General features: G+C 57.2%; 16 protein-coding genes. 8 read left to right on the top strand and 8 right to left on the bottom strand.

The window, feature by feature from the left end; genetic code table 11:
- The first annotated feature begins 2 nt into the window (after positions 1 to 2).
- Positions 3 to 4,574: a translocation/assembly module TamB gene (locus KJ970_09655; protein ID MBU2691184.1), complete on the top strand. Its 4,572-nt coding sequence runs from the start codon at positions 3 to 5 to the stop codon at positions 4,572 to 4,574.
- A 27-nt stretch (positions 4,575 to 4,601) separates the two neighbouring features.
- On the opposite strand, the gene KJ970_09650 is transcribed toward KJ970_09655, so the two are convergent.
- The 3 genes from KJ970_09650 to KJ970_09640 all read right to left on the bottom strand — a co-directional run bounded on the left by KJ970_09650 (position 4,602) and on the right by KJ970_09640 (position 6,950).
- Positions 4,602 to 5,591, bottom strand: a complete 990-nt coding sequence (locus KJ970_09650) for a calcium/sodium antiporter (protein MBU2691183.1) — start codon at positions 5,589 to 5,591, stop codon at positions 4,602 to 4,604.
- A 32-nt stretch (positions 5,592 to 5,623) separates the two neighbouring features.
- Positions 5,624 to 6,256, bottom strand: coding sequence for a DUF502 domain-containing protein (locus KJ970_09645; GenBank protein MBU2691182.1), 633 nt, complete (start codon positions 6,254 to 6,256; stop codon positions 5,624 to 5,626).
- 64 nt (positions 6,257 to 6,320) lie between these two features.
- Positions 6,321 to 6,950, bottom strand: coding sequence for a chalcone isomerase family protein (locus tag KJ970_09640; GenBank protein ID MBU2691181.1), 630 nt, complete (start codon positions 6,948 to 6,950; stop codon positions 6,321 to 6,323).
- Between the two features lie 167 nt (positions 6,951 to 7,117).
- On the opposite strand from KJ970_09640, the gene gap reads away from it, so the two are divergent.
- The 3 genes from gap to KJ970_09625 are packed head-to-tail and all read left to right on the top strand — an operon-like array spanning position 7,118 to position 10,806.
- Entirely contained in the window at positions 7,118 to 8,125 is a 1,008-nt protein-coding gene (gap, locus tag KJ970_09635) for a type I glyceraldehyde-3-phosphate dehydrogenase (GenBank protein MBU2691180.1), read from the top strand.
- 3 nt (positions 8,126 to 8,128) lie between these two features.
- On the top strand, positions 8,129 to 9,817 hold the full coding sequence (locus KJ970_09630) for a L,D-transpeptidase family protein (GenBank protein MBU2691179.1): 1,689 nt from the start codon (positions 8,129 to 8,131) through the stop codon (positions 9,815 to 9,817).
- Positions 9,818 to 9,834: 17 nt separating this feature from the next.
- Positions 9,835 to 10,806: a peptidase M15A gene (locus tag KJ970_09625; protein ID MBU2691178.1), complete on the top strand. Its 972-nt coding sequence runs from the start codon at positions 9,835 to 9,837 to the stop codon at positions 10,804 to 10,806.
- Between the two features lie 58 nt (positions 10,807 to 10,864).
- Here the strand turns inward: KJ970_09625 and KJ970_09620 are convergent, their stop codons facing one another.
- From KJ970_09620 to KJ970_09600, 5 genes are all read right to left on the bottom strand, one after another.
- Positions 10,865 to 11,383, bottom strand: a complete 519-nt coding sequence (locus tag KJ970_09620; protein ID MBU2691177.1) for a hypothetical protein — start codon at positions 11,381 to 11,383, stop codon at positions 10,865 to 10,867.
- A gap of 30 nt (positions 11,384 to 11,413) precedes the next feature.
- A complete protein-coding gene (locus KJ970_09615) occupies positions 11,414 to 12,268 on the bottom strand; it encodes a mechanosensitive ion channel family protein (GenBank protein ID MBU2691176.1) in 855 nt (284 codons plus the stop codon).
- Between the two features lie 860 nt (positions 12,269 to 13,128).
- On the bottom strand, positions 13,129 to 14,178 hold the full coding sequence (locus KJ970_09610) for a glutathione synthase (protein MBU2691175.1): 1,050 nt from the start codon (positions 14,176 to 14,178) through the stop codon (positions 13,129 to 13,131).
- 20 nt (positions 14,179 to 14,198) lie between these two features.
- Positions 14,199 to 16,121 (bottom strand): flavohemoglobin expression-modulating QEGLA motif protein, encoded by a 1,923-nt coding sequence (locus KJ970_09605; GenBank protein ID MBU2691174.1) that lies wholly within the window; start codon positions 16,119 to 16,121, stop codon positions 14,199 to 14,201.
- The gene (locus tag KJ970_09600; protein MBU2691173.1) at positions 16,118 to 16,864 is read right to left on the bottom strand and encodes an N-formylglutamate amidohydrolase; all 747 of its coding nucleotides are present in this window, start codon (positions 16,862 to 16,864) and stop codon (positions 16,118 to 16,120) included. Before KJ970_09600 ends, KJ970_09605 begins: the two co-directional genes overlap by 4 nt.
- Positions 16,865 to 17,308: 444 nt before the next feature.
- Between KJ970_09600 and KJ970_09595 the strand changes: the two genes are divergently transcribed.
- The 4 genes from KJ970_09595 to KJ970_09580 all read left to right on the top strand — a co-directional run bounded on the left by KJ970_09595 (position 17,309) and on the right by KJ970_09580 (position 22,534).
- Positions 17,309 to 18,499, top strand: coding sequence for a hypothetical protein (locus KJ970_09595; GenBank protein MBU2691172.1), 1,191 nt, complete (start codon positions 17,309 to 17,311; stop codon positions 18,497 to 18,499).
- A gap of 87 nt (positions 18,500 to 18,586) precedes the next feature.
- Positions 18,587 to 19,165, top strand: coding sequence for a DUF2147 domain-containing protein (locus tag KJ970_09590; protein ID MBU2691171.1), 579 nt, complete (start codon positions 18,587 to 18,589; stop codon positions 19,163 to 19,165).
- A gap of 215 nt (positions 19,166 to 19,380) precedes the next feature.
- Entirely contained in the window at positions 19,381 to 21,252 is a 1,872-nt protein-coding gene (locus tag KJ970_09585) for an ABC transporter ATP-binding protein (protein ID MBU2691170.1), read from the top strand.
- Positions 21,253 to 21,277: 25 nt separating this feature from the next.
- On the top strand, positions 21,278 to 22,534 hold the full coding sequence (locus tag KJ970_09580; GenBank protein MBU2691169.1) for an OprO/OprP family phosphate-selective porin: 1,257 nt from the start codon (positions 21,278 to 21,280) through the stop codon (positions 22,532 to 22,534).
- The last annotated feature ends 23 nt before the right edge of the window (positions 22,535 to 22,557 follow it).

Genomic DNA, 22,557 nt, shown 5'->3' with positions numbered 1-22,557 from the left:
GGATGATGACGAGCGATACTGATAGAGAGCGATCCGAGAGCCGCCGGCGCCGAGCCCTCCGGTACGGCCTCACTCTGCTGATCGTGCTCGTCGGCATCGGGCTTCTCGCCGGCGTGCTCGTCTCGACCGTGGCGCCGATCCGGAACGAGATCTTGGCTTATACAATCCGCCGTGTCATCAAAGTTGCTCCGGGCAGCCTTTCCGTCAAGAGCGCCAGGTGGCGTGCTCTGGATTCCGTGGCGATTTCAGGGATTCTATGGACGACGCCGGAAGATACACTTCTTGCCGCCGATTCCCTGCGGATCTCGATCATGCCCCTGCAGCTCCTGCGCCGGGATATTCAGGTCTCCGAACTTTCCATGCTCGGGGTCATTGCAGATGTGGAGGCTATACAATCTATTCTTACGATTGGGGAAACACCACAAGATCCCAAGAAAGCGCACGGGGCCTCATCCGGATTCCCCCGCGCTGGGGAGATCCCAGCCCTGCCCTCTATCGCCGTGGATCAGTTCCGGCTGAGCGTCACGCGCATCCGATGGACCAAAAACCTCATGATGAGTGAAATCATCCTCGGAGGCAGTATCGACCTCCTCAAGGGCCACGCCCCCGATGTGACATTGAATCAGTGCTCCGCCAAGCAGACGGATGGAAAATGGCGCGTTGATCAAGGGGAGCTGCAAGTCGACATGAGACGAGGACAAGCGAAGGGGCGCATTCTGGGACAATTCGGGACACAGACGATAGCCCTGGCGCTCTCTTCTTCCCAAGATAACAGGATCAGGATCGTCCTCTCGGGCGAAGAAGGCGTCCTAGACGACAATGCGTGGGGTGTTGACCTGTCGATCCGGGTGGATCGCAAAGGCATCATGCCTGAGACGCTTGACGTCGACCTCGTTCTCCACACACCCGGGATTCAGGACATCTCTGCAATTCCCGAACTCGCCGGCTTTGTGCAGGGGCTTCCTCCACTCGAAGGTATCAAAATCTCGGGCAAAGGGACCGTAAAGGTAGGGCTCAAACCGGAGACCTCCCTGCGAATCGAGATCGCTCCCAATTCATGGATCGATGGCGGGCGGGCGTCACTCTCTTATCGCAATGACACCTTCCAAGCCGATACACTATCGCTGGCTTTTTCGGACATGCATATCGATGCCTTCGGTACTTTGGCTCCCGATTCCATTTGGGCGCAGGCCGAGGCGCATCTGCGCGGAACGGCCCTGCTGCAGAGATTGCGGCCTGAGGCATCCTGGCCTGACAGCCTCTTCGCCGATCTGAAGGCGGTTGTAACGGGTTCAACAAAGGCTCCCGCAGTTGAAACAGATCTTCTGGCAGCGCTTCGTTTCGGATCCCTGACCGTGGATGAGGTGAGAGTTCATTATCAGCTCCGGCCCGGGGAGGCGGCATCCCTGGAACTCGAAGTCGACGCCATGGGCCTCATGGCGCAGACCTGTGCCGAGCTTCTGTTGTCGGATACCCTCACCGTGCACATGGCTCCCATCTATATTGTAGAAACGGGGGGAGACACTGTGGCAAAGCCCCCGTCGAAGCCCGAGGCGACGATTCGCGTGCAGCGCGCGACAAGTGAAACCGAGGTTTCCGGGGTCACCCTTCGCGGCGCTTTAGGGGACGCGACCCTCGGCGGCCGTTATTCCTCCTCAAGAGCGGGGTCCTTCCGGCTGTCGTGGTCATGGCCGGAACCGCCCCGTCTGCTGATGTCCCGTCTTCCCCTCGAGAACCATGTGAGGGATTCACTGGCCGCCCGCTGGCGCCGGAATGAGATGTTTAACATTATCGCCGACGGAACTTTTACAATCAAAGGCGATCAGCGGAACCTGCAGGCAGGGGGCCGCTTTATCCTTCCAGGGCCGCGCGTCTGGGGACCCCTTTTCCTCCCGCCCCAGGCGCAGATCGGTGATCTCGGCCCGGTGCGCGGCCGCTTCCATATCGCGTCGCGCAATGAGCCTGCCGAATCCTCAGTGGCGGCGACCCTCGATCTCAAGGAAACGGACTGGATTGAGGATGGAAGGATCGTGGTCGAAACCAATGGGACGGTGACATCCATAGATACCCTCTCCCTACGACTCGATGGCTTGGATCTGAAAGCCGAGGGAGCCATCTTCGCCGACAGTTTATCATTGGAAGCACAACTCGAAGCAGCTAATGAGGGGCTCCTGCGCCGCGCCCTTGGGGACTCCACATTGAACGCATCCGTCTCTGTGCATGCGAATCTATCGGGCGCCATGAAATCCCCGAATGTGAAAGTGGGTTTCAAGGGAGGCGGGAGCTATAGACGGTATGCCGTACCCGAGATAAGCGGCGACCTGTCCTACCAGCACGGCCGGGTTGAAACACAGATGACGGCGGGGAAGGGAGTAGATTTGGACCGTATTCGGCTCGACAAGGTGACGGTGCGGGCTGCCTCCGGCGCGGATTCTCTTCTTCCCATACAGCTGACCCTCATGGCCTCGGGACCCGACCTCGAAATGTTCAACGTACTGAGGGTTCATATAAGGCCGGATTTGGCCGTTGATCTCGACTCACTTAGATGGGTTGTCCGCGGCCGGGATCTGACGTCATTACATCCTTTCCGGTTCGGCTTCGATCAGGCAAGCCACACTCTCTCCATTTCGCAGCTCGACCTGCGCGGCGGCATGGGACAGGTCCGCGCCGACGGCTTCCTAGCGCCCGATAGCTCAAACCTGCGGGTTGAGATCGCCACACTCCTTCCTGAAAAACCTCCTTTCTTAAATCTGCCCGCGGATCTCTGGCCGCAGAAGCTGGACATGACCCTGGAAGCCCATGGGAGAAATGAGTTGCATGGCGATATCGAGATCACCGGATTCCATCTGGCGGATCGAAGGGATCTCGCGGCCAGACTGATTCTGGATGCGCATGAAGGAGCCGTTCGGGGAAGCCTGAGTGTGGGGAATGCCTCGGGGATCCTTCTCAGCGGGAAGACCGCCCTGCCCATGATCCTTTCGATCCATCCTTTCCACTCCGACTTCGGGGCGGGAGATCTCTTCGCCGAGCTCACCCTGAAGAACGCCCCGATCCCATTAGAATATCTGGCGGCGGGAGCGGAAGAAGAAAAGCGGATTGTGAAACTTGACGGCCGGGTTGTCCTGGGGGGCACTCTGGGAAAACCGACAGGGGAACTCACCCTTCGCGCTGCATTCCCTGGCTGGCCCAGATTGTCGTCGTATAGCCTGAATGCAAGTGGTGAACTCAACGGCTCAGCGGCAGCGGATTCGAACTCATGGGCCCACGGATTCACAGGTGAGCCCGCCACGATGCGGATGGCCATGCTATCGCCCCTGACATCATCGGTAACTTTCCTCAAAGATAACAAAGAGATCCTGACGGCGAAGGCCGGCCTTCCCATACGCTTCTCTCTTCACCCCTATACATTTCTGATCCCAGAAGGCCGGCCCATGGAAGCGTCCGTGAACGCGGAAAAACTCGACCTTTCCGATTTCAACGGCCTTCTGCCCCCCGATGTTGAAATCGGCGGCAATGTTGGGCTGCAACTGACAGCCTCCGGTCCAGCGAATAATCCGGATCTGAGCGGCGGACTTCTGGCCCGCAAATTCCGAGTTTCGACGGCGGATGGCTCACGAACTGTTGCGGACGCAACCGTGAAGCTATCGGGCACTGGAAGGAAGCCGGAAATCGAAGGCCAGATTGAAATCCTGAACGGTGTGATTCGCATCCCCGAGGAAAAACGAGCGCTTCATCCCATCGACGGTGAAGCCTTACTCTGGGGCGTGGAGGGGTTGCATCCTGTGAGTTTGGAGGAGTCATCCCCAGGCTCTCCCGGGAAACCGAAAGCCGATGGCATGTCGGAGCCCCCGAAACTATTGGAAATGAACTTGAATGTGGCGGTTTCTATTCCCTCCGGGCTTTGGATTCGTGGACGAGGACTTGATGTAGAGCTTGCGGGTGAATTAAACGTGGCGCAAAAGGGGAGGACACTGCCGACAATCACCGGCGAGCTTAGCGCCGTTCGGGGGCAGTTGATCTTTCTGGGCCGCACTTTCAGTATCGATAGTGGAAAGGTTGTTTTCTTCGGCGGGGACGAGATCGATCCATCCATCGACCTTGTTCTCAGCGCCCGCGTCGGAGATGCCGTGATAACGACCCTTTTCAGCGGCACGGCCCAACAACCCGAGCTGGCGTTCAGTTCAGATCCGGAAATGACAGAGGGTGATATTATGGCCTTTCTGCTCTTCGGGCGGCCTCTGGGAGAGCTTAGCTCAAACCAGATGGACCTCTTGCAGAGCCGGGCCATTGATGTCGCTGCAAGTTACCCGTTAGCGAAGCTCGAAGAGCGGCTATCTCGAAGCTTGGGTGTGGATATGATGTCCATACGGAGAGCCGAGGGAACCGATACTCAAAGCACTCTCATTGTCGGCAAGTATCTTACGCCTCGCGCCCTCCTCAAGTATGAGCAAGCTCTCGACTCAGCGACCAGCTTCTATATCAATCTTGAGTATATGCTCTCTCAACACTTCAAACTCCAAACGCTGACCGGAACCCAGGGCACGTCGGGAATCGAAGTGGGTTGGAGCAAGTAGACATTGCCATCCGGCGCCGATGTGTCCTTAGGGAGAGGGCATGCTAAGAAATCTGATGGTCATGTAACCCGCATACGCGGTCAGAAGAACGCCTCCTTCCCACCGTACGATCCGCAGTCTATCCGTAATGGCAAAGGGCAGGAGAAGGGCGGCGAAACCCATCATGACCCACAAATCGGCAAGCCCTCCTTTGGGTACAGCGACCGGCTTGATAAGCGCGGTGAGGCCCTGAATAAAGCCGAGATTGAAAATATTCGATCCCACAATGTTGCCCACGGCCAAGTCCGTGTGCCCCTTCCAGGTCGCAACGACAGACGTGACAAGTTCGGGTAGGCTTGTTCCCAGGGCCACAAGGCTCAGCCCAACGACGGCGGGTGGCACTCCCAGGCTTTTCGAAAGATGCACAGCGGAGCCGGTGGAAAGATGCGCCCCTAAAATGAGCATGATCAGACCGAGTCCTGAGAGCGCCAGATTGGCGGAGAGCTTGCGCTGGATTCCAGACGCCGCCTTTTGAGTCGTCTGCTCGAGCAGCGGATCGATCGTTTCCTTCCGCAGAACTCCCGCGACGGTGTAAAACATAAAGATCCCAAAGAGAAGAAGGAGCATCAGTCCATCGAACCGGTCATAGATCCCCGGCCCCGTTCGTAGGAGTGTGTCAAAACCTAGGACGAGTCCTGCGAGGGTAACAAGGATCATCATGGGGATCTCCCTGCGCACCAGGATCCCTTCGATGGTGAGGGGGCGCAGAAGAGCGCAGACGCCGATGATGAGACCGATATTGCCGATGTTGGAACCGACGATATTTCCAAATCCAATGTCTGTTTTTCCCGAGAGAGCCGCCTGGATGTTGACCGCCAGCTCCGGAGCGCTCGTACCGAATGCGACGACAGTGAGACCAATGAAGAGCCTGGAAACCCCAAGGCTTCCGGCCAGCTTTGACGATCCGTCAACAAGCATGTGGGCGCCGGCCAACAGAAGAGCCAGGCCGAAAAGGAAAAGCGCGAACTGAAGGATCACGGGCGGAATCCCCTATATGACTTCATTCATAGTTATTCCATATCCCCATCAAGAGGATGCTCCCTGATACGAATGATCTTGGGGGTCACGATCCCTCCCGAGACGATCATCTTGAGGGCGTCATCAATGGACATATCGAGATACATGAGATCCTCGACACGAACAGCCACGAGGGGGCCGCTTGTGGGAAGGGGCGCGCTTGGGATGAAGATGTTTGCGATAGACTCGCTCCCCCCCAACATCTCCCGGGTCATATAGCTTGTCACAAATCCGTAGGAGAACTTGCCCTCACTGGGGTACTCCAGCATCACAACGTCCCTGAATCTTTTTCGCTCCGGTGCGGCGACGGCCATCAGGATGTCGCGCGAGCCTTTGTAGATGGACCCTGCCATTGGGAGGCTCGTCATGAGGCGTTCAACGAGGTGGAACAATCGCCGGCCTAAAAGATTCGTTACAAAAACTCCCACCAGGAAGACCAGACCGATCGTTGCGAGAATGCCGACCCCGGGGATTTGACGACCCAGAATCTCGGCCGCCACAGGACCCAAGAATTGATCGAGTGTGCGAAAGATGTACTGGAGAACAAGAATCGTAACGACAAGGGGCACGATGAAGAGAGCACCAGCGAGAAATCGGCTCCTGAGCCGGCCAAGGAACACTTTCATGGACACATCCCCCATCGATTTCGCATTCATCAAGACTCGTTTGGTGAAATCACCGGGTAGAGCATCATTGCGGCAACGGACGCAGGAGATTGTCCTGGAGACGCTTTGAAGCTCTCTTTCCGAAAATGGCGGCCAGGACGGCTCGAGAGGCGTTGGCTCCTTCCAAGAACCCGATGGAGGAGCCGTTCACCAAAATCTGAACCCGTGATGGGAAAACAATATAGGTAATTGTTTGACCCTTCTTGATGTCCGGAAGATTGCCGGCGATCTTCCCCGCCGCGGTCAGCAAGGAATCGCAGTTCGATTCACAGCTGGCTCCGAGGTCGCGTATCCAGGAGTCGCCCAGCTTCTTGCCGGTGACATCGACGAGGAACTTCATCATGAGAACTTTGGTCCCGCCCGGAGCGAGGATCGACTCGGCGGTGAGTGTGCCACCCGCAAAGTAGAGGCCGATGGCGTATACGTCAATCTTAAAAAAGGTAGCTTCCTTAATCGCGAGGCTTCTGAGCATCAGAGAACTTCCCTCAACCATCATCTCGTTGTCAAAATGGTATCCGGAAATCTCAGCGGCGTATGCCGGACCCCGCCAAGCGAGGCTGAAAATTACCAGGAACAGACAAGCGGGACCCCGTCGCTGGAGGCTGCAATCCCATCCCCTAAATTCAGTTACAGCATTATTGCCGCCACATCTCATGGTCAGAACCTCCTTCAGATAGGGTTTATACACTTGATATTAGGGAATGGTACCATTTGCGCAAGGATCATGCCCTGTTCATCTTGAAGCGCCCGCTGGAAGTGAGCATGATGAAAGTGAAGCTGGTGGAAGGGAGTCCCCTGTAATTCAACTGGAGGTAATGTCCAATGACGAAAATAGGAATCAATGGCTTTGGGCGCATCGGCCGTTGCACGCTTAAACACCTGATGTCGAGGAAGGGCGTCGAGGTCGTAGGCATTAACGATCTGGCCGACATCGGCGACCTGGCGTATCTCCTGAAGTACGACTCTGTACACGGATGGTATCCTTTGAAGGTCAGTGATGAGAATAATTCCATCCAGGTTGGAGATCGAAACATACATTTCTTCTCGGAATCTGATCCCAAGAAGATTCCGTGGAAGAGTATCGGCGTCGACATCGTGCTCGAGTGCACCGGCGTCTTCAGAAAACGAGAGGCGGCGGCGGGGCATCTGGCGGCCGGCGCAAAGAAGGTCATCATCTCAGCGCCCATGGACGATGCGGATGGGACCTTCGTCCTGGGCGTTAATCATAAAACCTACGATCCCAGCCGCCATCACATTGTATCCAACGCATCTTGTACAACAAATTCCCTGGCTCCCGTCGCCAAGGTTCTTCATGACCGCTTTAAAGTGGAGCATCTCATGATTACGACGGTGCATGCCTATACATCCAGCCAGTCGCTCATGGATATTCCCACGCGGAAACGCCGGCGGGGACGCTCAGCGAGCCTCTCGATCGTTCCAACGACGACAGGCGCCGCCCGGGCAACAGCGCTGGTCATTCCCGATCTTAAGGGCCGCATGGATGGGATGGCGCTGCGGGTGCCGGTCCCGGATGGATCGATTACCGATATCGTGGCGACCCTTGGGTCCACCGTATCCGCCGATGGGGTCAACCAAGCCCTTCGCGACGCCTCCCAGGAAGACCACTTCGCCGGAATCCTCCGGGTCTCCGACGAAGCCCTTGTCTCCCGGGATATCATCGGTGATCCGCATTCCAGTATTGTCGATGCCGAGAGCACGCTTGTCCTGAGAGACCGCGTGGCTAAAGTATTGGCTTGGTATGACAATGAATGGGGATACTCCGCGAGATTGGCCGACTTCGCCCAACTCATGGTCGAGAAGGGTCTTTAACAAATGATCAAATGGCATTCCTTGGCCATTATCATCGCGGTATCCTTGGTCGCCTTGTCCATTCCCGAAGGTCCATCGGGAAATGAAACCATGGTTACTACACCGAACCTCGCGGAGATCGTGCGCGAGTCCCTGCGGCGCCGAATAGAATCCGCCGGAGTTCCTCCCCATATCAAGATTGGGGAGGAGCGGATCTACGCTTCCCTGGCGCTCCCGCGCTTCTATCAGGAAAGAACCTTTGCGCCGGCTTGGATTGATGACCGCGGAGTCACCACCGCGGCGGAGGATCTTTTGGAAGCCCTTCGCGGCGCCTATCAAGAGGGTCTCATCCCGGAGGATTATCATCTGGAGGGAATCGCAACGCGTCTCGACAAGGCGCGGACGCCCGGCGGGGCAGGCCCGGATCTCTATGTCGATCTCGAACTTCTGCTCACAGACGGGTTTCTTGTATACGCTTCCCACCTCCTTTCCGGGAGGGTCAATCCTGAGACCCTGGACCCGGAATGGATCGCCACCCGCCGGGAGGGGGACCTGGCGCAAGTCCTCGAAAAAGCGCTTCAGGGGGCGGGAATCAAAGAGGAACTGCCATCCTTGCTCCCGATGGGTCCCGGTTACAGGCGACTGAAAACCGCGCTGGCTCATTACCGCCGAATATCAGATCAGGGCGGATGGCCCACCGTTTCCCCGGGCCCCAAGCTTGAGCTGGGTTCCATTGACGGCCGTGTACAAGAGCTCCGCCGGCGTCTCGCCGCGGAAAATCTTCTGGCGGATGGAATGACCGCCGACCCCGAGGCTTTTGACGCAACGCTCCGCGATGCGGTCTTGGATTTTCAGGAGCTACGCGGCTTGGATGTGGATGGAATTGTCGGTCAGAAAACCATCGGGGCGCTCAATATCCCCGTGGAGAGGACGGTCGAGAAGATCCTTCTCAATCTGGAACGCTGGCGCTGGCTGCCGCAGGATCTGGGAACAAGATATCTCCTCGTCAATGTCGCTGATTTTCATCTGTTCGTTGTACAGAACGCCGATACCATCCTGACAATGAAAGTGGTCGTCGGGAAGGATCAACGGCGCACGCCTGTCTTCAGCGCGATGATGACCTACCTCGTCATGAGCCCCTACTGGAATGTCCCGCCGGGGATCGCCTCCAAGGACATCCTTCCCAAGGTGCAGAAGGACCCGGGTTTTTTGGCGGCGCAGAAGATCCGAGTTTACTCGGGGTGGGGCGCCGACGCACGGGAGGTGGATCCGTCGACGGTCCGCTGGGCCGGCATGAGCGCGCAGAGATTGCCCTACAGATTCCGCCAGGATCCCGGTCCGCAGAATGCGCTGGGGCTGGTGAAATTTATGTTCCCCAACAAATTCGATGTCTACCTCCATGACACACCCGCCAAGGGTCTTTTCGCCAAGGCTGAGCGTGCTTTCAGCTCCGGTTGCATCCGAATAGAAAAGCCGGTGGAACTCGCCCACTATCTCTTGAGTGATGATCCCCAGTGGACGCCTGAACAGATTGTTAAAGTGGAGCAGGAAGGACGGGAGCGGACGGTTTCTCTGCCACATCCGATCCGGGTCCACCTCCTCTACTGGACGGCATGGGTCGATCGGGCCAACCGCTGCCACCTCAGGCGGGATATTTATGACCGCGACCGCCTTTTGCTGGAGGCCCTGCGGGAGCCTCCCCCGGTCCAGTAGCTCTGGAAAGGAAGCCGATGTCACGAAGACCGGCAATATCTTTCGTGGCGTTTGTAGCGATACTTTGTGCGCCGGCGCCCGCTCCGGCATCGCAAGGATCAGCGCTTCCCTACGAAACCGGCAGGGCTGACTTCAACTTGAAGTTCAAGGGGATGAAGAATCCATACAATACTTTTGCCATTTATCTCCTCCCCAATGAGCTGGTGTCCTTCGATCTTGATCCCAAGCCCCGAAGCGCGTGGCGCCTGGAAGGAGATCTGACAGCGTCCTGCTCCAAAGACTTCTCGCTTACTTGGACGGCTCCCAAAGTCCCAGGTCTCTACCATATTCGAATCCACCACCCTGATGTCGGTGATTCCATGAGCCTCAATGTTTTTGTCATGGTCCCCTCGAGTAATGTTAAAAATGGCTATCTTAACGGGTATCGGATCGGAGATTATCCCAAGATTCCCCTTAAAAATTTAAAGATCTATGAGGCCCCCCGCGGCTTCATCGAGGTAACGCAGGAGAACGAAAAGACACTGGTTTCCCCCCACTTCAACATTGGGCAGTTCCTGTGCCATCAGGAAGGCGGCAGCCCCAAGTATGTCGTTGTTAAAGAAAAGCTGGTTCTCAAGCTGGAGCTGATTCTACGGAAGACAAACGAAGCCGGTATTCATTGCGGTACATTTAACATTATGAGCGGATACAGGACCCCCTACTACAACAAGAGTATCGGAAATGTCAAATACAGCCGGCACGTTTACGGAGGCGCCGCCGATATTTTCATCGATGCCGATCCCCTCAACGGTGTGATGGATGACCTGAACCACGATGGAGAGATTGACTACCGGGATGCGGCCGTTCTCTACGACATCGTGGATGTTCTTTACGGGAAGCCCTTCTATGAGCACTTCCTGGGAGGACTCGCCCGCTACAGGAAAACGCAGAACCATGGACCCTTCGTCCACGTCGATGTGCGGGGCTTCCGCGCGCGATGGGGCGATTGACGGCGGAAGCCTGGGATCTCCCGCCGGCCGCTTCGATCGGCCGGTCTTCGTTGGATGCCTACTTCGAAGATTTCCCCGGCACTTTGGGATTGGCATTGCTGTGATCCGCAGCAAACTTGCTCACCAGGTCGCGTGCCGCGCTTCGAATCTCGAGCATATCTTTGATGGGCGTCATGCCGATATCAAGCGCCTGCCAGGTGCTGGCCATCAGCTGCGTTTCAGGCTGGCCGGCGATCATGACCTTACGCCTGAAATCCAACCGCACGGCATAGATGCGATTATTTTCCGATACGGGTTGGGACATGATGACGAGCCTGAGGATCCCCTGATCCGGGCGGGCCTCCATCGATTCTTCGAGAGAAAGCACGCGGAGTCCGGTCGCCAGGATGGGCTCTTCCATATCCTTACGAAGAATCTCCTGAGTTAGACCGTCCTTTGCCAGTTCCTCCGGAAGGTCCTGGATGAGGACATAAACACTCTGAATGCCCTGCAACCCATCACTTCCCTGCGCCAGTGCGCCGGTCGCCGGGATCATTATCATCGCCATCGCCAGCAGGCCCATAAAAAACCGTGACATATTGACCTCCTTGAGCAGGCCTCACCAGGCCTAGCTCTTTGATTCCTCTACAACACGAACGGGGAATGGCTCCGTTACGCTGCCCGTGTACAATGTCCGGTGCGGAAACGGTATTTCAATTCCCTGGTCATCAAAGGCAACCTTGATCTCTTCTTTTATCGAGTTCATCAGATCCAGGAAATTTCCGCTGGCGCCCCACACGCAGAACTTGAACTCCAAAGCCGAATCACCGTAGCCCATGAAAATCAATATGGGCTTGGGATCATCCAGGCAAAGAGGATTTCGATCCGCGACACCAAACAAGATTCCCCTGACCTTCTCGACATTTTCCTTGTAGGCGATGCCCACTTCGATATCCACTCGCCGTATCGGAAAGCGGGTCACATTTGTAACGATCGACTTGATGATGTGTTCGTTTGGAACCCGTACGAAGAGGTTGTCGAATGTCCGGAGTTTAACCGACAAGAGATCAATAGACTGTACAATCCCCGTTGTATTTTCAACCATCACCAAGTCTCCCACAGCAAAAGGGCGCTCGGCGATGAGGAAAAGTCCACTAATGAGATTTGAGGCGGAGGTTTGGGATGCAAAACCAATGGCCACGGTGAGAATTCCTGCTGCGCCCAGGAGGACACCGAGTTGAAAACCCAGTTGGTGAAGTGCGGTCGCGAGAACGAGTCCCGTCAAAATGTAAAAGACGAGCCTTCGAACGATGACGGCCTCGTGCAGGCTCATCCGGCCCTTTATGACTTTGGCGGCCGCCGAGCTGGCAAGGCGCGCCAGCAGTACACCGATGATGAGCGTAAGCACCGCTTTGAGCAAGCTGACGAGCCGATCGGGAGTCAATATCTGACTCAAACCCAGGCTTTCCAGAAATCCGGTCATCTTCTTTCTCCGCTCTCCTACCGAATAATCCACCAAAAGCTTCTAACAGGAAGCCCTTCTCGAGTTGTTGACGCGGTTCATTCACAACTTTAGACCCTGCCGGCACATGCTTCTCACTCAGGCGGACATTGGCCTGCTCATCATCCTGCTCGCGCTCGAGAATGAGAGCATCCGTCCAAAGATGTCCAGCCGGCGTGGTGTAAAGAGAAAGGTTCTGTGTGGGCAGCTTCAGCTTTTCAAGGGACAGAGCCGATTTCGCCCTATTTATAATCGTGACGGCCGAGACGGCCCGGTGCGACCGGATGGGAAGATCCTCAAGCCGCAGGCGCGCGTTGGTCCTGCTCCCATAACACAATTCTCCAGTGATCGTCGAGGGGCCGAACCAGGTGTCGGTGGGCCGGAATGTGGCTGTTTCTTGAAGCTGACTCCAGGGCTTGCCGACGTGGATCTGGACCCATAACGCGGTGCTGACATAGAGAATGACCTCTTCACCCGGCGGTAAGAAAAGAGGAGTCGCGGGTTTCACCACAATCGGCCGATCGGCGAGTGCCGGAAGAAGCCGCAACAGCTTGGGGGTACGGCGAAAGGCAAAGCGGTTCATGGACTCCACCTCATCAGAGGTCTCGGTTCCCACCGGCTCAGCGGTAATCAAGATGTCTTTCAGCGGGTCAGGCTCTTGGTTGTGGATGATGCGCCATTCCAGGGAGCTGCGGCGAATCGACAAGCTCAATGGTCCGATTTGCCAATGCTTTCGCTCATCCACTTCAAACGGGAAATCCCCCCACCAGCGGCTTAGCTTGTCCATTCCGTTTCCCCACTTGGTGATAAAGCCCGGTCGTCTGATATTGAACTCGGTGGCCCTACAGCGTTGCCATTTCTACATTGGCGAAGTTCCTTCGGTAGTACTGCATATAATTGACCTTGCTTTCCAGCGCATCGATGACGGCGTAGGTGAAATTCACCTTCTCAAATTTCTGAGCGCTGCCCAAGCCACCCGGGCTGAAGACATTGATCTCCATCAGCCTGTCTCCGACGATATCGAGTCCCACGAGAAACATTCCATCCTGCACCAGTTTCGGGCGGACGATCTCCGCGACCTTGAGATGAACATCCGTAATCACGGCCTCTCTGAGTTTTCCGCCCGCGTGGATGTTGCTGCGCATATCGTCACCCGTGCGCACGCGCCGGAAGGCCGCATATTTTCCCTTGTACCGCAGGGGCCGGCCGTTCATGACAAAAAAGCGTGTGTCCCCCTCCGACGCGGACGGGAGGTATTCCTGCGCGATGATGTAGCCATCCCGTGTCAATGACTCGATCATCTGATTCAGATTCGCTTTGTGCTCCGGCTTCACCAGAAAGACGCCACTGCCGCCCGATCCCTGCAACGGCTTCAGAACGGCCGTCCCCCCCATCTCCTCGATAAACGCCTTGATCTCAGCGCGATCCATGGTGATGAGGGTTCGCGGTCTCACTTCCTCGGGGAACAGCTGGAAGTACATTTTGTTCATGGCCTTGGCCAATCCATTCGGGTCGTTTAGGACAATGACGCCATGCCGCATGGCGACCCGGCCAAAATTGATACCCGAGGTTTGGGCCCAAGCACGGAAGCCGGGCTCTGTTGATGGATCGTTACGCAGCATCAGGACATCTAAATCGTCCACTGTAATGCGCTCAATTCTCGAGCGCTTCTTCCCTTGAAGGTCGGCTGTTATAACCTCGGATGATTTATACTTTTTCCCGATCACCGTACGGGCGCGGGCCTTGACCTTATCCTCGGGATCCAGGGCGAAATCGCCGGCGCCCATAAACCAGGCTTCGTGTCCGCGATTGATGAGCGCCATGGCCAAGCGGATCGTTGTATACCCCGCCTGCTCCGTATCGATGTCGTTTACCATGAATCCAACTCTCATTTTCTACTCCCTTCTCTTCTCTATTTCTTCTTCATAAGATCGAGAACCGTTAATCCCCGACGCAGAGTCTCCAGCCGGGACTGGGCCATCGGTGTTTCGAGATAATGCGGGTAGAGCGGCGGGGGCTTAAGGATCTGACGTAGAAGCAGTTCCTTGATCACTCCAACATGGGTCCGCGCAATCTTACCAACGAAGAGTATCTCGAAATCGCCCTTGCTGGCAAGGTAGTTGAGAATACCCCGAAGACCCCGGAGATAGTGGGCATCCTTGGTGAATCCACCGCCTCTAAAAACGCGCATGGTGATCGTATAAGCGGTGAGGCGGCTGAATTCATACGTCCTCTCCAGGAGCCTGAAGACTTCGACGAAAGTGGCCCCATCGATCAGCGCCCGGGCCGCCATGACGCGGGCGGCAAGCACGCGCATCCTCTCGGACGTGAGGCCGCCGACAAGATATTCCGCCAGCACCGCCAAACCCTCCTGCAGTTCGTCATACCCGGGAAGGCCGGTGTAGAGCATCTTGAATGGCTGAGCCTGCCCGTTGTAGTAAGTCAGGAGGTGCGTTCCGATCTCGTGTTGTATAAGAGCGTCGGCTCGGTGCGCTGGGATCCGGGTTTCCTTTCCAACAAGCAGCTTCCCTCGGGACACGAGCAGCCCGGAGTACATTTCGTTCGAGACCTGAACCTTCGCCTTAAACTCAGGATATCTCCGTACATATCGGGCGATCTCGGCCGCCGCTTTCTCAGCGAAGGCCGGCGCCGTCAAGCCGCCCCCGGCCGACTCACCGCGGCTTCGGCGGGGCGCGCCCTCTAAGATCTCCTTGGCGACATTGACCAGCGAGGTCGATACATCGCCGTGGAGCTGGAGGCTGGCGTACATGAACTTTTTCGTTCCCAGATCATTGAGCATGGTCAGCTGGCGATCCAACTCCATTTGCTTGCCCATGAAAAGATTCAGCAGAGTCGGATCTTCTATCCGTTCCATACGGATACCATAGAGATCACGCTTCACAAGACCCGGATCTATGGTGGAGGGACGGTAGATGAAGACCGGCTCCTTCTCAAACCCTTTTCGCTGAAAAGTTTTCCACGCCTCTTCGGTGTTCATCGGGGTGACCTGGTAGAGAAAGTCGAAAGAGTCGCTGACGGCCGCAAGGGCGCGGTCTACATCCCATACAGCTTTAACAACAGCCCGCCGGCCCAGCGAGTGAAAATGGGGAGGGTGATGGGTCGTATGCTTCCGGGTGAACTCGAAAAACGCGCGATCAAGAATATGACTCAGCTGCCGCCGGAACGCCCGAAGCACCAGAGGGTACACATCCCCGCTCTCCGGGTCGGAGTAGACGGGCTTGATCTCGAGACCGAGGATGTAACCTCCGAGTTCCTGAAGGCGATGTACGGGTAAGAGCGGCATCATCCCGGGCGGTGCAATCTTTCGAGCCCCCTGTGTGGTAATGACCGCCCGCTGCTTCGCCGCCCGGAGAGCCATGAGCCCCTCTTGGAGCACTCTAATCGTCGATTCGATTTCCACATCAGGAGGGTGGAGAATTCGGAAGCACGGGATACGAGGCTGGTTATCATCCGATGCCTCAGCGCTCTTCTCCGACCACAGCTCAAGAACCAGAAAAGCCCCGAAGCGGTCGATCATCAAGGAGGCCAACCGCTCCACCAAGTTTGCGAGGTTTCTCTGGAATCGCTTTTCCCCTGGAGCGTTGAGATAGGCCGCCTCGCTCAGAACAAGCCGATCCGTCCCGTGATCGTGCCCGGCTATGGGGCGGCGATAGACACACAGGAAGGGCAGCTGGCGGTCGATGTGGATGCGCCCCCAAATGGGCAGCTTGCGGCGCACCCGTTTGTTCTCTGCCAGCCTTTGTATAACGGTTGAGATATCCCTATCCGAGAATTCCTCGAATCCCGGGTTCACATTGGGAGTCGTTCTGCTCATCCCCGAATCATCCTCGAGAGAGTCTCCTGGACCCTGGGAACGCAACTCCGAAGAGCCTCGTGAATCGCACCATGTTGCTCCCGATCCAGCTCACCGGTCCACTCGTTCATGAAGAACTTCTTGAATTCAATGGCCACAGCGCACCCCGTGAGAGGAAATGTCTTGTGAATCCAGCGCGGGAAGTGGCCGCCCTTGAATTTAACATTCTCCCGAACATCGAGCCGGCGGCCGAGAAAGTCGACTTCACGGAGGCTGGCGATAATCTGATCCACCACGGGAGTCCAATAGCTTCGGTCCATCGTTCCCGTTCCAATGTTGACCTCCGGATTCCCTTCCGGATCCGCCGGCGTCCCGTCCGGCCCGGATCTCCGATGGTTGTAGGAATGAAGATCGAAAACAACAAAGCGGTTGAACCTCTCAGCCAAACCCTCGAAAAGGTTGGTCACATCACCATAAAATGCATCATACCCGTCCAAAGACTTGTTTATCTCATCCTCCGGAAGTTCGTTCCTCCAAACCTGAAGGTTCCATGCATCCTCCGGCCAGCGGTACACGGCTCGCTCTCGGGGCCGGTTCAGATCCACCTGGAATCGGGAGTGTGTGGCGATAATCCGCGTTGGTGCCAGATCCGTCCATGAACCTGTGAAGGGATCTTCCTCCCGCAACCGGTCCTCTTCACTTAAAGCCATCAGCCTTCTCAAACCCGGCCGGATCTCATGCCCGTCGTGGACCGCCGCCGCCACAATGGGTCCGTTTCCTTTCACTATCTTCCAAATTCGCTTTTCTCTATTCACCAGCTTCTCCTCCCGCTCTCTCACAAGCTGCCCGCCAGTCCGCAAGCATCATAGCATCCTTTTGATCCCCACATCAAAAGCGCTCCGCCCACTTCGGTTTGCTGCAACAGACACACCTTCCCTTGGCCCGCGCAAATCGAAATTCCAGTGCAATGGTATTTATAAAGTACTCGATGACAATATGTTAGATCCCAGCCTGGGGAGCTCTTTTTAAATTGACTTCCTGTGTGCCTGGGATACATTCAGCCTTGGCTGCAAAGCGATTGTGGGAAAGCGATCTGTCAAGTTCACGGATGCCGCGGGGGATGTTTCAATCGGCGTCTATAAATTCCCACGGTAGAGCAGCTCCACGCTCCATGAGTGCGGAGCAAAAATCTCGGAAGGAGAACAATCATGAGGTATCTACCTCTGTTTCTTGCGACCTTATTAACCCTGTTGGTGTGCGCATCCACCCAAGCAGGAGCCATATCCTTAACCGATTACGAGTTCCCAAAGAGCACAACTCAACAGGCCTTCGTCAACGGTTTGTTCAATGCGGTCGGCAACTCCGCTGATTCGACGGAGGTTGGTTATACAATTGGCGGAACGGCCTCCTACGGTTTGAATTACCGGTCTTTGCCGTTCAGCTACGACCTCAGTATCCTGGGGGGATTCTCCCTTTCCAAAGGCATCGAAGAAGATTCCGAGTCTCAGGATGCCTTCAATATCCTGGCCTCGACTACAGCCGACAAGTATCTAAAGCAGCCTTCGAATTTCTTCGGTTTCGGCGCCGTGGAGGTCGAGTACCGGAAGCTGGCCTACCAGGATGATGCGGATGATCCACGCGTGGATGTGGAAGTCGGCGCCGGGTATGGCCGTACGATCAACGCCACCGTCCTCAAGCAGGCCATTCGAATGAATGAGGACTTCAAGAAGTACGGGGTCATTACCAAAGACATGCCGGATCAAACCCTTCTGGATGTCGCGGCCATAATCGACCGTCAGGGGGAATTCCGCAGCCAGTACGGAGCCGTCGAGTATCGAAAGTATTGGTATGAAGAGATGGAGAGGGTGATTCGTGAAAGCGGTGTCCTTGCGCATGAAGGACTGGGAGCTATCGGAATCATTCGGATCCAGGAAATCCTCGACGAGCCCACCGCCCAGCGCTGGCACGGCTGGGTGGCGCGCCTTGGCGTGGGGGCCCAGCTTTCAGATTTTGACGGTGAGAGCGGCGATCCGCGCATCTCGGGCCGCTTCTTGTGGACGAGACCGGTGGGCCTCAAATTCCAGTTCTTGAATGAGGCGACATTATCAACGGTCCTCGAGGACGATCCCGTCTACCACCTGGGTGATTTGTTCCGTGTCGACTATGAGCTATCCAATCGAATCGATTGGTACAACAGCCTGGCGCTGAACTACGAAATCCCGACGGCCGATGGTCTTGAGAATATATTGAGACTCGACCTGAAGAGCACCTATATCTTCTACATTGAGAACAGCCTGTCCTTCAACCCGGAGTTTCAGTTTTCCTACATTGATGACGGCTTCGGTGACAGCGATTGGAACTGGGCGCTGCTCGGAAGTATCAGCTACCGGTTGAAGTAAAAATTCGGTAGCATCATCTGCAGAGCAAGCTTCAGCCCCGGCGCCCCAATAGGTGCCGGGGCTCTTGAGTGATAAAGGAGAATCATCATGACGACGTCACTCACAATTCTTCTGTTCACGAGGCGGTCTCTTCCCTCCCATGCGGCGCTTCGCCGGTGCGTCTTTATCATTCTACTTGTCATTGTCCCAGTGCTCCTCACCGCAAGCATGCCGGATCGAGTCTCCGCCGGAGATGATCCGATTTTTGAACCCCATGCAATTCTTGGGATCTGGGAGACGGAACATCAGGAAGACCGATGGTCCCATGTCGAGGTTTATGAATCGGATGGCAAGATCTGCGGCCGCATCATTTGGCTGAACAAACCGGATTATGTAGAAGATGATCCCGAGGGCACCCTGGGCATGCCGCTCGTGGATCTCCACAATCCCGACGAAAGTCTCCGTGACCGGCCGCTCATCGGTTTGGAGATGATGCGCGACTTTGTGCACGACGGCAAAAACAAATGGGTTGATGGCCGCATTTACGATCCAAAGAACGGCAAGACCTACCGCTGTAAGCTAACCTTAGAGGATGAAAACCGACTTGAGTTGTTCGGTTATGTAAAAGTCGGCTTTGTAAAATTAGGCCGCAATACGACCTGGGTGAGGGTAGCCGACAACGAGTAGACGGCAGCGGGCCCGCTCAACGTCGGAAGGCACGCGAATTTTTTTGGATCAGAAAAATCCGGCATGGTTCATGCCGACTCCGCAAAAATATAACCACTTTGTCACCGCAGCGTCACCAGCCTTGTAACCGTCGCCTGATATCCTCGGCTCAGTGAATGTGGCCCGGCCAGTATTCATGCAGTGCGCTCTTTGGCGGTCATAGGAGCAGAGCCTCGATGTCTATCTCGTTGCGTCATTTGGTCAAGCAGTACCGTGATCACACCGCGGTCCATGGACTCTCCTTGGAGGTTCTCGAGGGTGAACTCTTCGTCCTCTTGGGTCCCAGTGGAAGCGGCAAAAGCACGGTTCTCCGCATGATCGCCGGTCTCACGGAGGTCGACTCCGGCTCGGTCTCCATTCGAGGCCGCGATATCACCGACCTCCCGCCGCAGGCGCGCCGCATCGGTTTTGTATTCCAAAACTACGCGCTCTTCCAGCAGATGACGGTTGCGGCCAACATCGAGTTCGTCCTGCGCATCCGCAAGATGCCCCATATCGAGCGCCTGCACCGGCGCGAGGAACTGCTCGAACTCGTTGGTCTCTCGGGACTTGGCGACCGCTATCCCCGGCAGCTCTCCGGCGGCCAGCAGCAGCGGGTCGCACTAGCGCGCGCGCTGGCTTGCCAACCCGATGTGCTGCTCCTCGATGAACCTTTCGGCGCGCTGGATCCACCCATCCGTGCAGAATTGCGAGGCGCCATCCGCAGCATTCAGCGGGAGCTCTCGATTCCGACGATCTTCGTGACGCACGATCAGGAAGAGGCGTTCGCGCTCGCCGATCGCATCGGTGTCATGCATTCGGGGCGCTTGCTGGAGGTCGGAGCGCCCGATGAGCTCTACCTGCGCCCTCAGACCGAGTTCGTGGCCACATTCCTCGGCAGCGCCAACTTGATGGTTGGAGAATGCGCCTCCGACGGCGTCCGGTTGGGACCGTTACACTTTCCCCTCAGCTCGGCCGTTGTGGAGCACAACACCCTCTACCGGCGGGTTCAGGTCCTCTTTCGTCCTGAGGATGTCGTCGTCCGCAATGCGCGCGAAGCCCTCGAGGAGCCGCTGCTGGGCGAGGCTCGGGTTGTGGAGGCAAGTTTCGCCGGCGGACACCAGCGGCTTCGACTGCAGCTGCCCAAGCTCCCCGGCGTGCGGGCCATTTCACCTCCGGCCCCCTTCGGGAGCGACTCCATGCTGATCGAGGCCACGCGGCCTCAGGACTATGCCCTGCGCTTTCCACTCCAGCCTGGCGATACGGCCTGGATCGGCGTCCGCCGGATCCATGCGCTGACACATCCCGGAATGTCGTTCCTCGTGGTGACGGATGGATCGCCGGCGGCCCATTCAGCCCTGGAGATGGGCGGACGGTTGGCCAGCCTGGCGCATGCGCGGGTGACAATGCTCGCCCAAGGCTTGGATGGGGAAGGGCTTCGGTCCGCGCTCCAGGAACTGCGCGGCCTGACCGGCTCCGATCTCCTGCAAGAACCGAGGATGAGCGCCGATCCCCTCCCAGACGCGGTTCTGGCCGAGACGGAATGGAACCCTTATGACCTGGTGGTGCACGCCCGGCCGGCCCGTGGCGTGGCGCGGCTCGCGGAGCACCTGCTCTCCATCGCCGAGCATCATCTACTGCTCGTACCCCCCGGCGCCTCCCTGCCGACCCAGGCGCTTATCTGTGTGACCGTGGGTGAGTCGGCTAAGGAAGATGTCCAATTCGCGGGCCGCCTTGTCCGGCATCTCGGCGCTGAGGCGACCATCCTCACGGTACTCGGGGACCGAACCCCGGACCCCGCTCTCGAACAGGCCCGTCGATTCCTCGCCGCGGGGGAACGAACACTCTCGCTGTGGGGAGTCCCTTCGCGGAGCGTCTTGCGCTCGGGCGAGGTGAAGGAACAGATCCTGGCCGAACTCGGCGGACGGCGGCATGACTTGGCGGTCTTAGGCGTTCCTGTCGCCGCGCGTGGACGAGGATTCGCGCTCAGCCGACAGGTTCGTGATCTTCTCGAGGAGATCAGGGATCGAGCGGTTCTTCTGGTCCGCCCACGGATCCTTAAAAAATGAAAAGTAAAGAGAATGGAGGAAATTCATGAGAATCCCTCGGGCCCTTCAAACGATGGGCATCGGCATCGCGATCACACTCCTTTGGGGGCCTCCTCCTTCGCACGGTGCTGATCCTGCCACAGTGGAAGTGGACGGGCGCGGCGTCGCGATCGTTTCAGCCGACGGCCAATATGCCTTGCGTTTGCGTGGCTACGCGCAGTTTGACGGCCGTTTCTTCGCAAAGGGAACGGACAATCTCCCCGCTCCCAACGCCTTCCTCATCCGGCGCTTGCAGCCGATCGTGGAGTACAGCGCCGGGTCGTGGGTGATGCTGCGGGTGATGCCGGAATTTGGTGACGGCAAGAGCCAGCTTGAAGACGGATATATGGATCTTCGGTTCGGTAAAGCAGGGCGGATCCGGGCGGGGCGATTCAAGGTGCCCCTTTCGGCGGAACGAATGCAATCGGCATCAGCGCTGCATCTTATCGAGCGCTCTTTGGTCTCGAACCTGACGCCGAATCGTGACATTGGAGTCCTCTGGACCGGAGACGCCGGCCTTATCTCCTACGATCTCGGCCTGTTCAACGGGGCCGCCGACGGGGCCAGCCTGTATCATGACGCCGATTCGGACAAGGAGATCCTCGGCCGCATTATCCTGCATCCATGGCAGGACCGAGGGCCGGCCTTCCTAAAAGGATTAGCAGTCGGCGTCGGAGGAACGACCGGCCGAACGCAGGGCGCCGCCAACCTTCCGTCGTATCGGACCTCCGGACAACTCAAATTCTTTTCGTATCGCGCCGCGACCGAAACAGCCTCCGGCGCTGTGGCCGATGGCGCGCGCCGCCGTCTTGCGCCGCAGATCTCGCTGTATGGCGGGCGGGCCGGCGGCCAGGCGGAGTTTGTGATATCGGAGCAAGAGGTTCGAATCGGCGATCTCACCGAGCGCCTTCAGCACCAGGCCTGGCAGGTCTCCCTCAGTGTGATGCTCACCCGCGATGCTCGGACCTATCGCGGTGTCAATCCGCACCACCCCTTCTCTCGGGCCACGGGCGCGATGGGTGCGTTGGAGTTGGTGGGCCGGCTGGCGCATATCCAGCTCGATGACGATGCCTTCCCGGCCTTTGCAGATCCGGAGAACGCGGCGCGGCGGGCTTTTTCCATGAGTGGCGGGGTGCGGTGGCACCTCGACGCCAACGTGACCGTGGCGATGGGTTACGAAGAGACCCGATTCGACGGCGGGGGCGGTGCCGGAGATCGCGATACCGAGCGGCTCCTGTGGCAGCGTCTTCAGGTTTCTTTGTAACAGGCAGCTAAGGAGGATTGGTT

It is taken from the genome of Candidatus Eisenbacteria bacterium (assembly GCA_018831195.1).
Taxonomy (GTDB): domain Bacteria; phylum Eisenbacteria; class RBG-16-71-46; order CAIMUX01; family JAHJDP01; genus JAHJDP01.
This window is presented reverse-complemented; position numbering and strand designations above follow the sequence as displayed.